The sequence below is a fragment of the Rheinheimera tilapiae genome (assembly GCF_042432165.1).
In the GTDB taxonomy this organism is placed as follows: Bacteria; Pseudomonadota; Gammaproteobacteria; order Enterobacterales; family Alteromonadaceae; genus Pararheinheimera; species Pararheinheimera tilapiae.
This window is the reverse complement of the sequence record NZ_JBHLXP010000005.1, coordinates 356,214-372,323: the sequence shown is the minus strand read 5'-3', so window position 1 is coordinate 372,323 and position 16,110 is coordinate 356,214. Positions and strand designations below refer to the sequence as shown.

General features: G+C 46.3%; 13 protein-coding genes. 11 read left to right on the top strand and 2 right to left on the bottom strand.

What is annotated here, in order from left to right; genetic code table 11:
• Positions 1-344: 344 nt before the first annotated feature.
• From ACFFJP_RS18005 to ACFFJP_RS17955, 11 genes are all read left to right on the top strand, one after another.
• Positions 345-3,146: a 6-hydroxymethylpterin diphosphokinase MptE-like protein gene (locus ACFFJP_RS18005; RefSeq protein ID WP_377247531.1), complete on the top strand. Its 2,802-nt coding sequence runs from the start codon at positions 345-347 to the stop codon at positions 3,144-3,146.
• Positions 3,147-3,238: 92 nt separating this feature from the next.
• Positions 3,239-4,195, top strand: a complete 957-nt coding sequence (locus tag ACFFJP_RS18000; RefSeq protein WP_377247528.1) for a thiamine pyrophosphate-dependent dehydrogenase E1 component subunit alpha — start codon at positions 3,239-3,241, stop codon at positions 4,193-4,195.
• Positions 4,182-5,246 (top strand): alpha-ketoacid dehydrogenase subunit beta, encoded by a 1,065-nt coding sequence (locus tag ACFFJP_RS17995; RefSeq protein ID WP_377247525.1) that lies wholly within the window; start codon positions 4,182-4,184, stop codon positions 5,244-5,246. The genes ACFFJP_RS18000 and ACFFJP_RS17995 overlap by 14 nt, the downstream gene beginning before the upstream one ends.
• Positions 5,246-6,424, top strand: coding sequence for a DegT/DnrJ/EryC1/StrS family aminotransferase (locus ACFFJP_RS17990; RefSeq protein WP_377247522.1), 1,179 nt, complete (start codon positions 5,246-5,248; stop codon positions 6,422-6,424). The genes ACFFJP_RS17995 and ACFFJP_RS17990 overlap by 1 nt, the downstream gene beginning before the upstream one ends.
• Entirely contained in the window at positions 6,421-7,362 is a 942-nt protein-coding gene (locus tag ACFFJP_RS17985) for an NAD-dependent epimerase/dehydratase family protein (protein ID WP_377247519.1), read from the top strand. Before ACFFJP_RS17990 ends, ACFFJP_RS17985 begins: the two co-directional genes overlap by 4 nt.
• On the top strand, positions 7,355-8,296 hold the full coding sequence (locus tag ACFFJP_RS17980; protein WP_377247516.1) for a GDP-L-fucose synthase family protein: 942 nt from the start codon (positions 7,355-7,357) through the stop codon (positions 8,294-8,296). Before ACFFJP_RS17985 ends, ACFFJP_RS17980 begins: the two co-directional genes overlap by 8 nt.
• Positions 8,297-8,369: 73 nt before the next feature.
• Entirely contained in the window at positions 8,370-9,608 is a 1,239-nt protein-coding gene (locus ACFFJP_RS17975; protein ID WP_377247513.1) for a glycosyltransferase family protein, read from the top strand.
• A 49-nt stretch (positions 9,609-9,657) separates the two neighbouring features.
• Positions 9,658-10,596: a CgeB family protein gene (locus ACFFJP_RS17970; protein ID WP_377247510.1), complete on the top strand. Its 939-nt coding sequence runs from the start codon at positions 9,658-9,660 to the stop codon at positions 10,594-10,596.
• A 13-nt stretch (positions 10,597-10,609) separates the two neighbouring features.
• Positions 10,610-12,127 (top strand): B12-binding domain-containing radical SAM protein, encoded by a 1,518-nt coding sequence (locus ACFFJP_RS17965; protein WP_377247507.1) that lies wholly within the window; start codon positions 10,610-10,612, stop codon positions 12,125-12,127.
• A complete protein-coding gene (locus ACFFJP_RS17960; protein WP_377247504.1) occupies positions 12,124-12,840 on the top strand; it encodes a sugar phosphate nucleotidyltransferase in 717 nt (238 codons plus the stop codon). The genes ACFFJP_RS17965 and ACFFJP_RS17960 overlap by 4 nt, the downstream gene beginning before the upstream one ends.
• Positions 12,837-13,829, top strand: coding sequence for a GHMP family kinase ATP-binding protein (locus ACFFJP_RS17955; protein WP_377247501.1), 993 nt, complete (start codon positions 12,837-12,839; stop codon positions 13,827-13,829). Before ACFFJP_RS17960 ends, ACFFJP_RS17955 begins: the two co-directional genes overlap by 4 nt.
• A gap of 33 nt (positions 13,830-13,862) precedes the next feature.
• Here ACFFJP_RS17955 and ACFFJP_RS17950 read toward each other — a convergent pair whose 3' ends face one another.
• A complete protein-coding gene (locus ACFFJP_RS17950) occupies positions 13,863-14,903 on the bottom strand; it encodes a hypothetical protein (RefSeq protein WP_377247498.1) in 1,041 nt (346 codons plus the stop codon).
• 25 nt (positions 14,904-14,928) lie between these two features.
• Complete coding sequence (locus ACFFJP_RS17945; protein ID WP_377247495.1) at positions 14,929-16,104, bottom strand: acyl-CoA reductase; 1,176 nt, start codon at positions 16,102-16,104, stop codon at positions 14,929-14,931.
• Between the last annotated feature and the right edge of the window lie 6 nt (positions 16,105-16,110).

Here is a 16,110-nt window from a genome sequence, read left to right as displayed (position 1 = left end):
TGCTATATATACGTTGGCACCATCTGGTGGCCATATAAGCATCAACCAGTCATTGTGGTATTGCGGCTTCGCGAGATTCGTCAGAAATTTGACTCTCTTGATGCCGCTCACAGAGTTTTACCGCATGTGAATTCTGCTGCTTCAATCAACATAAAACTTGCATCTCCCCGGCAAAATGATGTTTCGAATCAAGCTAAAGTACTGTTACATTACAGGAATATAGTCTTAATCACTGCAACTTAGCTCCGTTAGGCTTGGCCATTGGTCTGCTGAGATGACTTGGCATAAAAATTGGAAATATGGATCGCAGAAAAGGCGTTCTTAGAGGATTGTGGACTGAAACAATGCTTAAATTTATTCAATACCAACTATTAGACGACGCCGCTGCGCAGCTAGAGCTTGAAAAATCAGTTGCTGCAGATATCGCCCGAAATATAAAACAAAACATCGCGGCATTTCGCCAAAATATTCCGTCGTTGATTGAGATTATTGAAAATCACAATTTGCAGCAGTACTCATTGTTCTGTACGAAGTTTGGACAAGTGAATATTGTCAACTTTGCGACTGGGAGGGTGTTTTATGGTCCAGAACCATTGCAGGATATCCAAACGGAATTTAGTAAATACTGTGAGCGAGCCAGTTTTATTTCGCTAGATACCAGGACCGAAGTCAACTACAAGCCATTACCAGCAAAAATTGATACGATGATTGTGTTCGGGATGGGCATGGGGTTTCATCTGACGGAATTGATCACTAATTGTCGGATTGGCCAGCTTATTGTGTATGAGCCAAATGCCGATTTTTTGCTGTGTTCGATACAGGCTCATGATTGGGCACAGTTACTGGAAACTGCTCAGGCTTTGGGGACGCAAATTTTCTTACAGATTGGATCTGATGCCAGTTCAATCTCCCAAGATTTGTCAGAACTTCTCGAATATCACCCTGAAATCAAAGAAATATTCTTGTATCGACACCAATTTCATCCGGTAATGGATGAGGTCTTTGCATATCTGCTGAAGCACTCAGGTGATCGCGATAAATTGCTGGCCACGCGGCCAGTATTTCATGGGTACCAGGCCAGCACTGATTACGTTCCCGAACATGCAGGCAACACCAATAACACTTATCAAGTTGAGCTTGTGCAAGGGCGGGAGTATCAGCTGGTATTTGAACGGAATATGGCTGCATTAGCGAGCCTTTATCCAGAAATTCATCAGACGATGCTTACCTATCAATGTCAGAAATGGCAATTAGTTCTAGATGAAAATAAAAATTGCAATTTGTACCATACTGAGCGGCACGCACTTTTATATAGTAATTTGGCGGTAGAATCTGAGGAGATTGTTGACTATTTTACCAATCACCCCTTCAAAGACGATGTTGTTCTTGGGATGAAGACGGTAGGTAAGCTCGGCAAGTATTTGCATTTTAGAACTATTCAAAAGTTAACCCCTATCTTTGAAAAAACTTTGTTGTCTCAGAGTAAATTGCCGAACGATATTAATTCATTAATAATATTCGGTGTTGCACTCGGACTCCATGTAGAAGAATTAACTCGCAATCATTTGATCCATAACCTATTCATTTGCGAACCAAATCTTGATTATTTCTACCAAAGTTTGTTTGTAACAGACTGGTCGGCAATTTTTGCTAAGGCAAATGAAAATAAAACTCGAATTTATCTGAATCTTGGTGGTGACGGCAGCAACTATTTTTATGATTTGATGGCACAGTTTTACCAGGTTGGTGCTTATGCGCTGGCCGATACTTACATGTTAACGAGTTATTATACACAGGCTATGCAAAAAGCTGTTACCGATTTACGAGCTGAATTGAAAGTGGTTTTGGCGCTTGGCGAATATTACGATCATGCACGTTATGGTATCGCCCACACAAAAGAGATCTTGCACAGTAATAATCTATTTATGAAGAAAGATTTTCCCAGGCAGTCATTTAAAGTACAAGATGTGCCAGTTTTTATTGTTGGTAATGGTCCGAGTCTAGACGAATGTTATCCATATATTATTAGTAACCGTGCACAGGCGATAGTTGTTAGTTGCGGCACTGCGTTAAAAGCGTTACACGCGCGAGGCATTAAACCTGACTTTCATGCTGAAATAGAGCAAAGTCGGGCGACTTATGACTGGGTTACCCGGATTGATGATCCAGAGTATTTAAAAGGAATAAATTTAATAAGCGTTAACGGAATTCATCCGGATACCGCCGCATTATTCAAGAAAGCTCTGCTATGTATAAAAGAAGGTGAGGCATCGTCTTATATATATACCGAAGGTTTGAAAAAAATAAATATAGAGTTAGCTTCGTTAAGCTATGCCTATCCGACAGTTACCAACCTAGTGTCAAATTATTTTGTTCGTTGGGGTTTTAAATATTTTTATTTGCTGGGTGTTGATCTCGGTTATGTCGATGTTAACAAGCATCATTCTTCGTTGTCGGCGTATTTCAAAAATGGTGGGACTGAGGTTTATGACTATCAGGCTACGCATGGCGGTGGCATCCCTGCGCCTGGGAATTTCCTTGATTTTGTATTTACAAAACCAGAATTTGATGTATCGCGGAAATTGCTTGAACAAGTGATTTCAAAATCCGCACATAAGATAGAGGTTTATAACTGTAGCAATGGTGTGAAAATAACTGGTGCACAGCCATTATTACCTGAAAATATTTTACTAGCTGATCTCGATTTTGATTTATCCATTGAAATAGAGAACCTCATTGACAATACGTTTCATGCCTCATTAAAAAACTCTGCTGATGTTATTTTTTCTGCGTTTTCCATGGAGGCGTACAAGGCCAGCATGGACCGCTTATGGGATATAGTATCGGAGAAAATAAATAACAGAGAACAGGCACTGAATTCGATAAAGAAACAATGGGCATTTATGCGCGAGCATGCTGTTAAAGATAATAATATGACCTTTTTCTTGATGCACGGTAGTTCCAATTATCTCGCTGGTGTACTGACTAAAATTCAAGCCAATATCAACGAAGAAGGTGATGAATTTGTCGACGCATTTAACTTCGTGCTGAGTATTTATCAGGACTACGTCCGGGAAGCGCGTGACACTTATCTTGCTGAGCCATTGGCTTTAGACGAAATCACCGTGATGGATCTTTTTCAATAACCCTTAAGTAATGTCGGCAAGCGCCGATGAATATAACTAAATCAGTTAATAATGCCTGCCGCTGGCCTCAGCTGCAGGTGCAGCAAACGAGGATGTTCATGCCAGACATGCCAACCACAGAGTCCAGGTTGTATGCCTCTATCGCCTTAATCAGGCGGATAGAAGAAGTCATCGCCGCCATATATCCGACCGACAAAATCAAAAGCCCGGTGCATTTAGCCATAGGTCAGGAATACATTTCAGCCGCCGTAATTGACCATTTACGGCAGTCCGACTACGTCGCAGGAACCTATCGTGGCCATGGCGTTTACCTTGCCAAAGGGGGCGACGTGAACGCATTGATGGCAGAGTTATATGGCAAAGCGACCGGCTGCGCCAAAGGGCGCGCTGGCTCCATGCATTTGGTGGAAACCGGTAAAAATGTGATTGGTATGTCAGCGGTCGTTGGGACAGGGATCCCTGTGGCGGTTGGGCATGCGCTGGCTTTGAAGCAGCAACAACGCAGCGACGTTGTTGTGGTGTTTATGGGCGATGGCGCCACTGAAGAGGGATGCTTTAGTGAAAGTATCAATTTTGCAGCATTGCACAAGCTTCCAATCTTATTCGTATGTGAAAACAATCGCTTAGCTATCCATGAGCCATTGGAAAAACGTTGGGCCGCCGATACGCTGACCGAGCGCGTGGCGACCTACGGCATCCCAAGCCGCCGCTTTACCACGCCGGATGTGATGGCAATTCACCAACACACTGCGGCGGTGATTAGCACGATGCGCGATGGCGCGGGCCCGGCTTTTATTGAATGTCAGACCCACCGTTGGGTAGAACATGTCGGTCCGAATGAAGATTATGATCAAGGCTATCGCAGCGCTGACGAAGGCCGGCGCTGGCGCGAACAAGATGTATATCTGCAGCTTGGCGCCGGTTTACCTGGCAACGTAAAGGCTGATATTGACCAGCATGTGGAGCAAGTTGTTGCCGCCGCTGTCGCTTTTGCCGAACAAAGTCCATTCCCGGGCGCAGAGGAGTTGTACGATTATGTCTATGCCTAATGAGATGCGCCTACTGCGTTATGTTGATGCGATCCGTGAAGGGACTGAACAGGGGATGGCGGCGGATGACCGCGTATTCATGATGGGACTGGATGTGGATGATCATAAATCCATTCAGGGCTCCACTCGTGGTTTATTAGAAAAGTTTGGCCCGCAACGAGTTTTTACTACGCCGCTGTCTGAAGATGCCATGACTGGCGTCGCCATAGGCGCAGCGATGGCTGGCCGCAAACCTATCCATGTGCATATCCGGATGGATTTCCTGCTGTTGTGTATGAATCAGCTGGTCAATATTGCCGCGAAAAGTCATTACATGTATGGCGGTACCGTTAGTGTGCCATTGGTTATCCGTACCATGATTGGTAAATCCTGGGGACAGGGCGCGCAGCATTCGCAGGGGTTACATGCGATGTTTGCCCATGTACCCGGCCTTAAAGTCGTGGCGCCGTCTAACGCCTATGATGCTAAAGGGCTCCTGTTGCAGGCGTTAAAAGATAATAATCCAGTACTTATCATGGAGCACCGGCTGTTATACGGTACTGAAGCTTATGTGCCTGAACAGCCCTATTGTGTGGAATTCGGCCAGGCCAAAACAATGCGTAGTGGCAAAGACATTACGATTGTTGGCGTGTCGAATATGGTGATGGAAGCGATGCGTGCCGCCGAGTTACTGGCTGAGGCCGGTATCGATGCCGAAGTGATTGATCCGGTGTCCATTAGCCCTCTTGACAGTGAAACTATTGAAAAATCCGTGGCAAGAACCGGACGGTTGCTGGTCGTTGACAATGGCTGGCTGAACTGTGGGATCTCGGCGGAGATCGTTGCCCGGCTCAGTGAGAGCCCACATATCGATTTTAAACCGCAAGTGAAACGACTCGGTTTTGCTGCGACCACTTGTCCAACAACGCCAACGTTAGAAGCTGCTTTTTATCCTTCACCGGTGACGATAGCCACGACAGTGCATCAAATGCTGCGGCCTGACGTTGCATGGCAGCCAGACGAGGAACGTTGCAAACTTGCGTATCAGACTCAGTTTAAAGGACCATTTTGATGTTTTATGAATTAGCTGTACCGACCTGGGGCCAGGAAGAACTGGATGCCCTGCAAACAGTCATTAGCTCGGGCTTTTTTACTATGGGCCCACGAGTTGCGCAGTTTGAGCGCGAGTTTGCCGACTACCACCAGAAAAAATACGGCATCATGGTAAATTCCGGCTCCTCTGCCAACCTGATTGCTATTGCGGCGTTATTTTTCAAAAAAGACAATCCGTTAAAACGCGGTGATGAAGTGTTGGTGCCAGCACTGAGTTGGGCTACCACTTACCATCCACTGCAACAATATGGTTTAAAAGTCCGGTTTGTTGATATTGAACTGGATACACTGAACATGGATCCGGCGTTGATTGAAAAAGCCATCACGCCAGACACCAAGCTCATCCTTGCCGTCAGTATTCTCGGCAATCCGGCGGCACTGGATGTGATGCGAGATGTTGCTGACCGGCACGGTCTGTACTTTATGGAAGACAACTGCGAGTCGATGGATGCAGAGCTGCACGGTAAAAAGGCCGGCACTTATGGTGATTTGAATACCTTTAGTTTCTTCTTTTCCCATCATATTTCCACCATTGAAGGTGGCATGATCCTGACCGATGATGAAGAGCTGTACCAGCTGTGTCGTTGTTTACGCGCACACGGCTGGACCCGTGATTTACCGGCAGATTCGATGTTGTATCAACGCACCGGTGAAGATTTGTTTGAAGCCTATCGTTTTATTCTGCCTGGCTACAATGTGCGTCCGACTGAACTCAATGCCGCAGCTGGTCTTGAACAGCTGAAAAAGTTACCGGCCTTTACCGCCGCGCGACGCAAAAACCTGCAATTATTTCAGTCGTTATTTGCCGGCGATGATCGCTTTATTATTCAGCGTGAAAATGGCCAGAGTTCATGTTTTAGTTTCACCATCATTCTGAATCCAAAGAAAAATCTGGATCGTAAGGCGATTTTTGCTGCGTTAACAGAAGCGAAGATTGGCTTTCGAATTATCACCGGTGGCAGTTTCCTGCGCCACGACGTGATCAAATATTACGATTACAGCGAAGCCACACCAGTAGTAAATGCCCATATTGCGCACGACTACGGTTTTTTTGTGGGTAACCATCCATTTGATTTAACTGAACAAATCCAGACATTACGTCGGGTATTGGACAGCGCAGCACAGGAGATTTCATGATGTCTTTACATATTCTGGTGACAGGTGGAGCGGGTTATCTGGGATCTGTGATGGTGCCGCGACTGCTGGATTTGGGGCATCGCGTCACAGTGCTTGATAACTTTATGTTTGGCCAGGACTCATTAAATCCATTGTGTGCCAATCCGGCATTTGACGTGGAACGCGGTGATTGTCGTAATGAAGCGACGATGAAGCGACTGCTGAAACAAGCAGATGTAGTGATCCCGCTAGCCGCGCTGGTGGGCGCACCTTTATGCTCGCGTGACGAAATCGGCACTATTACCACCAACCGTGATGCGGTGGTGATGTTAACTCGCTTATTGAGTAAAGATCAGCGGGTGCTGATGCCAATTACCAACAGTGGTTATGGCATTGGCGAAGCCGGCAAATTCTGCACTGAAGAATCGCCATTGAACCCGATTAGCTTGTATGGCCGCACCAAAGTAGAAGCTGAAGCGGCGGTACTTGAACATCCGGGCGCAATTAGTTTCCGGCTGGCCACTGTGTTTGGTTTTTCCCCGCGGATGCGGCTGGATCTGCTGGTTAACGATTTCGTTTACCGTGCGGTGAAAGATCGGGCTTTGGTGTTATTTGAACCACATTTTAAGCGAAATTACATTCATATTCGCGATGTGGCCAAGGCCTTTGTGCATGGGTTGGATAACTTCGAGCAGATGAAAGGCCAGGCTTATAACGTCGGATTGTCGGATGCTAATTTGTCCAAACTGGAGCTTTGCCAACGCATTGAACAACAAGTGCCAGGCTTTACCTTTCTGGAAGCTGCGGTGGGAGAAGATCCGGATAAACGCGATTACATCGTGTCGAATGCCAAAATTGAAGCCACCGGCTACCGGCCGGATCATTCACTCGACGCGGGGATTGCTGAGCTGATTAAAGGCTATCGAATGATCTCAAATTCGAAGTTCAGTAATGTCTAAAGTTTTTGATTTACATGGCAAACGCGTGTTTGTGGCCGGTCATACCGGCCTGGTTGGTCGGGCATTGGTCCGCGCGCTTTCTTCTTATCAGGTTGAATTGATCACGGTCAGCAAAGCCGAACTGGATCTGCGCAATCAACAGCAAACTCAGCAATTCATCGGGGACACCAGACCAGATCTAGTGTTATTGGCCGCAGCCAAAGTCGGGGGCATTGAAGCGAACCGCACGCAACCGGTCGACTTTTTGTATGACAACCTGATGATTAGTTTGAACTTGATCCATGCCAGCGCGGCATCAGGCGTCAGCCGGCTGCTGAATCTAGCGTCGAATTGCTATTATCCGCGACTGGCCGCACAGCCCATCAGCGAGAACAGTTTGCTGACAGGGCCATTTGAACCAACCAACGAAGCCTATGCCATCGCCAAGCTGGCCGCGATGAAGTTGACGCAGTATTACGCCCGTCAGCACGGTAAAGGCTTTTTCACGCTGGTGCCGACCAGTCTGTACGGCCCGGGTGACCACTTCAACGATGAACGTGGTCATGTTATTCCTGCACTTATCCATCGATTCCATCTGGCAAAACTGCAACAACTGCCGCAAGTTACTTTATGGGGCAGTGGGGCGCCAACGAGGGAGTTTTTGTATATCGACGATGCCGCACTCGGCATGTTGTATTTTACCGAACACTACCACGGCGATGAACCGGTGAATCTAGCGGGCGGGCATTGCATTAGCATCAAAGAGCTTGGCGAGCTCATTGCGGGTATTGTGGGGTATCAAGGCGAATTATGCTGGGATCACAGCAAACCCGATGGTATGCCACATAAAGCATTGGATAACAGTCGTTGTTTTGCTTATCAATGGCGACCGCAAACTGACTTTCAACAGGGGCTTGCACTGACCTATCAGGATTATCTGACGCATGCTGGTTAAACCCCGGACGTTTTTTGCCATTCACCGCTTTGAATCCAAGCCATTTGCTGATTCTGCCGGGAATCTGGAAGTGATGGCGCCGATGCTGCAATCCGGTTTACTGGGGCCTACTGACTGTGTTGATTTCGGCTGGACCGAAGCGCTCAGTGCAGAATTGGTGGCTGAGGCTGTGCAGGAACACTGCGCTGTTTATGGGCCGGCACCGGTTGTAGTCTATGGCGCCGGGGCCCACACCACGCAGTATTGGTCGGCAATATCACAACTTAATGTAGTAGCTATTGCGGATAAGAATCCAGCGCTGTGGGGCAGTCGGGTCAAAGGATTGGCGGTGATCCGGCCGGCGGATATTCCGCAGTATGCTGGGCATGTATTGATTTCCAGTCGCGCCTTTGAAAGCAATATTACGCGCGAACTGGCTGCCAGTTTGCCGCAGGTGCAGTTGCTACCGTTATATGCCGGACGGCTGGAACAGCAGTTACAGGCATGGGCCGACCAGGTTGCGGCGCGGGTGCTGGCTTTTCAACCGGATTTGTTGGTACACACGCCAACCCACGTCATGGAAAATCTGCCAGCCAGTTTTTTTCTGCAGTTGAAACGGCAATTGCCGCAGCTGAAAATCGTCACCGTCTGGTGGGATTATGATGAAGAAAATAGCGCAGCCGGCTACCTGGATTATGAACGGGCAGTGTTGTCTTACGCCGACCTAGTGATCGAGAACTCGAATGCCAGCCGGTTGACGCGGATGCACAATAACGAACATCCCTATCAGCAGCATACAAACCCAGAACGTGTCATCTTTCACCCAACTTGGTTTGATCCCAGCCTGTTTTATCCGATTTCGCTCGCTGAACGCGATATAGACATAGCAGTCTTTGGTAGTCGAGTTGGTGAGCGTGGTTACTGGATTGATTCGTTAAAGCACGCCTATGGCGATCGTTTTCGCCATATTGGTGGCGTTTCAGGGGAACATCGGCAGCCGTTGCCGATTGAAGAATATGCCAATTTGTTACGTCGGACAAAGATTGTTGTTAATACGCAGACTTACGAATTTCGTCAGCAATGTAAAGGTAAAGTCCGAGAGTCCATTCAATGCGGCGTCTTGTTGCTCGAACAAGATAATAGCGAAACAAGGTTTTTTTTAGGCGAAGGAACTGTTAGTTACTTCACTAGCAAAGATGATCTTCTTAAATATATTAATCTAATGCTAGAGAATGAAAATATTCTCGAGGACGCTATCAAAAAGCAAAACTTTTTTTATAATAAATATGGCACTGCTGAAAATTGGACACGATTTGTTTTAGAAAATATTTAGTGCTGAATTCAGTAGTTGACTGATTTTTTATTCACGCGGGGGGCTTGTGTTGGATTTTAACGTAGTGTATGGAAATCACTGGAATTTTGGTATCGGTGTTGGTGATACTATACGATACCTTAGTAAAGCGCTCAATGATTTCGGATGCAATTCAAGAATCAGCAAAGAACCTTGTAACAATTCAGTGAACTTTTTTATTGAAAATTTTGATGAAGGTTATGTTCTAAAAATTAAAGAATTAAAGGAGAAAGGCGGTTATGTTGTAGTTGTGTGTACAGAGTTTCTGACAGGGTGTACATTCAATGATTTTATGCAGGTTCAGAGTGGTGGTCAGTATTCAGATAAGGAATACTGGTTGGGACGTTTTAGTAGATTTTTAGAAATTGTTCCATTATGTGATTCTATATGCCATCTTAGTGATATAGCGGCTATAGATTTTTCTAATTTTTTGAATAGAAATGTACACTACTTGCCTCATAGGTACGTCAATAATTATAAAAGTGTCATACATCGAAGCGATTCTGGAAAGGATATTGATTTTTTATTCACTGGTACAGTGACTGATTATCGGATGGAGATTCTTAATGAATTAAAAAAGCGCGGGTTCAATGTGGAGATGTCTGGGATGTTGACTGCACAGTTTTATCGTGATGATTTAATTTCAAGAGCAAAAATATGCCTAAATATACCTCAATCGGCAGCGTGGAAATATCCTTCTCAGTCTAGATATTTTTACCATATCATAAATGATTCATTAGTATTGTCATTTTTAGACGGTTTTCGCTCAGATCTTGATGATTTTATATCCTTGTCTAGCGATAATTTTATTGAAAGTTGCATTCGTGAATTGTCAGCTGGTGAATTTAATTATAGGGCATCGATCCAGAACGAACGTTTTAAAATTCTTGGTGGTTCAGATAGTCATTTAAAAGTTATTTTAGATGATGTTTACAAAGTTGCTGGTTCACGTTCATTGTTTAATGATTAATAAGGTGATTATGATGAGTAAATCAATAGTTGTAGTCAATCCAGGTGGTCGCGACAAAATATATCAGTCGTTAGGCAACGAACTGACCGCCATAGAACCGCCACTGTGGGTCCGTCTGATTAGCGGCTATCTGTTGGACCGTGAAGTCCCGATCATCATTCTGGATACGGAAGCCGAGCAGTTAGGGTCCGTGGCTGCGGCGAGTCGCATCGCTGAGCTTAATCCGCTGTTGGTGTTAGTGGTCGCTTTTGGGCATCAACCGTCGGCGTCGACCCAGACGATGGTCGGTGCGTCACAGCTCATCACCGATCTGAAACAGCAATGCGCCAGCGTGCCGACTCTGTTGATCGGCGGCCATGTGTCTGCGTTGCCAGAGGAAACGTTGCAACTGACCCAGGCCGATTATGCCTGTCAGGGCGAAGGGACTATTACCAGCTTTGAATTGTGGCAGTCGCTGAACGGTAAGTTACCACTGGCCGAGGTGCGTGGACTGGTCCGCCGCGGCGAAAATGGGACTGTGGTTTACGGTCCTAAAGCGCCGATCTCTGAAGATCTGGACGCTGATTTACACGGCAATGTCTGGCATTTGTTACCGATGGCCAAATACCGTGCGCACAACTGGCAGTGTTTTGGGGATTTGGGCGCACGCCAGCCTTATGCGTCGATTTACACCACGTTGGGCTGCCCGTACCGTTGTGTATTCTGTTGTATTAATGCGCCATTTGATTCCAATCGTTATCGCAAACGTTCGCCGGAAGCGGTGGTAGAGGAAGTGGCCCATCTTTACCACACCTATGGTGTCAAAACTTTCAAAATCATCGATGAGATGTTCGTGTTGCAAAAGCGTCATTACGAAGCCATTTGCGAAGGGCTGGCGGCTTTGCCTTTCGCTGCCGAATTGAATATCTGGGCGTATGCCCGCGTCGACACCGTGCGGGACGATACGTTACCGCTGCTACGAAAAGCCGGGATCCGCTGGTTGGCGCTGGGTATCGAATCGGGCAGTGAAGTGGTGCGTGATGGTGCCAAGAAGTCATTTTCTCAGGATGATATCCGCCACATCGTTAAATCCATTCAGGCCGCCGATATCAGCGTGATTGGTAACTTTATTTTTGGGTTACCGGATGACGATGAAAATGCGATGCAACAAACACTGGATTTGGCGCTGGAACTGCAGTGTGAGTTCGTCAATCTGTACTGTGCGATGGCTTATCCGGGATCTGGTTTGTATGTGCAGGCTAAAACGCTTGGCTGGGAATTACCGAAAACCTGGAGCGGATTTTCGCAGCACAGCTATGACTGCCAGCCGCTGCCGACCAACCATATCAGTGCCGCGACGGTGCTGAAATTCCGCGATGATGCTTTCCATCGTTATTTTTCCGATGAACCCTATCTGCAGATGGTTGCACAGAAATTTGGCCCGGAAACCCGTGCCCATATCGAAGAAATGGCCAGTACACGTCTCAAGCGCCGTTTAACTGAACAGCAAGCGCAACAAATCGATGTCCGCGTGCTGGCCACGCTGTTATGACCGAAGCTTTGCCTGTGTTGATTGTGCTGGCTGGCGGATTTGGTACCCGTCTGCAACCCGTTGTATCGGACCAGCCGAAAATTCTGGCGCCTATTGCCGGCGAACCCTATCTGGCGCATTTCCTGCGCTGGTGTGTTGGCAAAGGGATCCAGCGGTTGCATTTGTGCCTAGGATACCGCGCGGAACAGGTGATCGACTGGCTGCAATTGCAGTCTCTTGCGCTTGATATTAGCTGGCAAATTGAAACATCACCGCTGGGAACTGGAGGTGCGCTTCAACTTGCATTTCAGCAATTGGGAGCTGATGCATTGGTTCATGGTGCTCTGGTGTGTAACGGGGATACCTTTGTTCAGTTTGATGTTGATGTGTTTGTCCGCCAGTCACAACAATCCTCAGGCGGTATTTTGACTATAGAGGTCGAAGATGTCAGTCGATTTGGATCTATAAAATGTGATGGTGAAAGGTTTTTGATTGGTTTTCAGGAGAAGACTGCCTGCAGTGGTGCCGGCGAGATCAATGCTGGGTGGTATTATTTTGGTGCTGCTCACATTAATGAACTCCTGGCGCGCCAATTGCAATCCTTAGAGCACGATTACCTCATGCTCATGACAAAGCCGCCGATACGCTGTCTAACGATTGGCCATAACTTTATTGATTTTGGCACCCCGGATAGTTACCAACAGGCACAAGTGATGTTTAAGGATTTAGCATGATTATTACTAGAACCCCATTTAGGGTCTCACTGTTTGGTGGCGGTACCGATTACCCAGCCTGGTACCTTGAACATGGGGGGGCAGTGATCGGAACAACGATTGATAAATACTGCTATCTCAGTGTTCGCCATCTGCCACCATTTTTTGATCATAAGCATCGTATCGTCTACTCCAAAATTGAAACCGTAAATGCTGTCAATGAAATAGTCCATCCTGCTGTGCGAGCGGTGATGACGGAATGTCCTGTTGATGGTGGTATTGAAGTGCACCACTTCAGTGATCTACCTGCCCGTTCTGGTTTAGGTTCTAGTAGTGCATTTACCGTTGGGCTTATAAACGCGTTACGTGGATTAAACGGTAAAATTTCTAGTGCGCAGCAATTGGGTCTAGAAGCTATCCGTATCGAGCAAAGTGTTATTGGTGAGAAAGTTGGATCGCAAGATCAGATATGGGCGGCGTACGGTGGTACTAACTTTATCGAGTTTAACCAAAATGGCATGATCAACGTATCACGCCTGATTATGCGCCCCGGCAATCATGCTCTTTTAAACGACCATATTTTGTTGTTTTTTACCGGCTTTACTCGAATCGCCGAAACGATCGCAGTAAAAAAAATTGAAAATGTGAGATCAAAACAATCACAACTTACTACATTGCAGCAAATGGCATTCGAAGCTCGAACAATCCTTCAATCAAAATCCCCTGAATTCACGAACGTTGGCTTATTATTGAACGATGCATGGAAACTCAAGCGTGAACTAGCTGATGGTGTGTCTAACTCGATGATAGACGATATTTATAATGCGGGAATCAAAGCAGGTGCGCTTGGTGGTAAGTTACTAGGTGCTGGCGGCGGTGGTTTTATGATGTTTTTTGCACCACCGCACACACATGCGGATATTCGTCAGGCTTTAAGTAAACTGATCTATGTCAACTGTAACATAGGCAGTGAGGGTAGTAAGATCGTTAGCTATGAACCGAATACTTAATATCCAAAAATTACTGTAGTCAGTGATTACTGACTACAGGCCAAGTCTATTGATTATTGGCTGCCAGAACGATTTTGGCGAGTAATGTCGCTCCCATTCATGATACATGTAGCTTGTTTTCTCGGTGATAATGTTTATGTTAGAAAGTGACTCAAGAAATTGATTAATGTCACCTTCACCATTTATATCGTATTGCAGATATGTTTTTCCTTTAAGGATTATTTCAGGGGTCGCCCACAATGGTCCAAGCCAAATGGGAATACATTGTGCAGAGATACTCTGGCCTACTCTTCCAGGAAGCAAAGCTTTTATGTCAAGTGACTTTGCTTTTTGATCCTCAAAGCTTGCTATAGCACAGCTATTAATGCTGTATTGTGATGCTGTCATACATTTAATGAATGTGTCATAGCCACGCATATTATTATTCTTGCTTCCGACCCGCCCTCCAGTAACATATAGAGTTGGGAGATTGCGCCAGTAATCGATTAGTTTCGAAAAAAAGATTGTTCTTGTTCTTTTGGGGCTGCCAATATAGCTGGCGAAATAATCTTTATTTGAGTTATCCCCGTCTTGCCATAGATTAGGTAATGAATTTACTCCAAATATTCTTTTTCTAGTTTCTGCGTTTGCTTTTATTTCGTAGTATTCAAGTATTTTTTCTGGTTCACTGTAAATGGGGACTAACAAGTCAATTTTATTTGAAATGATATTAATGAATGAATCTATGGCATTCTTGCTTCTGTGAATGCAAAAATCACCAACTATGGCAATGGATTTTATATTTTTTTGCGTTGTTATTTTTAGTGCTTCATTAATTGCTTGACTAAAAAAGCAATCGATTAAGTTCAATTCGAGGACCGCAAAATCAGATTGAATTATTTTCTCATTTGTAATTTCGCCACATATTAAATATCCATTTCTGACTTCCCATGCCGGTTCGGATATTTCATAGCCCATATCAATGAGTGAGTGTTTTAATTGCCAATAGATGTCACTATCAACAGGCCAATCAGAACATTTTCCCGTTTCCAAGTCAGAAAGATAGGGTGGGGACATCAAAAATACTTTCATCATTATATAACCTATTGTTTATTTGAAGCTAGCCGTGGCTAGATTGAGTGTTGCTAATGCGACTGAGCTGCACGACCAAATCAACGCCATCCCAAACTTCGTTAAATTGCAGGGACTGACCAAGCGGTACTAGCCGGTCGGCGCCACGCAGTACTGTTGGATACCAGTCGCTCAGTAATTTGCTGTCGATCCCCCAGTGACTTAGAGTCTGATGGCAATTATTCAGCATCGGTGTCAGCGCATTGAGTGATTGCAGTGGCAATTCGAGAAATAAGCCACAGCCCGGGTGCAGCTGCAGCATGTCTGTATCTAAGTCGGTGATACGCAGGCGTTGCAGCTGGCCGGTTTGCCAGTCTTGATAGTTCTCACTCCTCAATAACAGCTGTTGCGCGCCCGCCAGCGCCTGATAGGCGTCGCTGTCAGTGAGTAGCGCCTGCTGCATCGAACGCTGAATGAGTGTTGGCCAGAATCGTTGTTGCGCCTGCCTGATGTCGTCTGTCTGGCCAAGCCACACCACGACTTTGGCTGAAGCACAGGCTTGCTGGGCGTAGGTCAGATGATCGCGGCTAAACAGCTCAGTCATGGCCTGAAATTCAGCGGCAGGAGCCTCACAGACGGCGTTGGCGTCAAGCAGCGTCAGCGACATTTTGTGGCTGAAAATCAGGTCACGGCAATGCGCTGGCACCGGTTGTTGTCGCTGCGTGATAATTGCCGCATCCGACCCCCACAATACACGTCCGTCCATTTGCGTCAGATGCCGTGCAAGATCGGTGTCGTTATGCGGGGCCAACACAAATTGCAATGCAGCATTTTGCTCCGGGTATTGTTCCGCCAGTGCGTTAATGTGTGTCAGCAGCACCTGCGCGCTTTGACCTGCACGCGATGACAGCCGGAGCAGATTGCTGTTGCCACACAACAACGACAGCAGTGCGGGATACATAAACAGACTATCGACGTTTGCCGGAGTATTGTGATACACCCGTCCAAGCGGCTTAAACTGATATGGCATTGCATGATATTTTTGCACCAGCGCTGTTAGTTTTTGTCGGCGGAACCAAAAGCCCAGCGCCAACAAATCTGGCATAGTCCGGCAGATCGGATCGGCCAAGAGCCTTGCAGACAAAGCCTGAATGTAATCCTGTGCGCCCTGAGAAAACGCAGCCTGTAAGGTTGGTGCTGTGGTCGCTGGGTTTAGCAACTGCATGTGGAA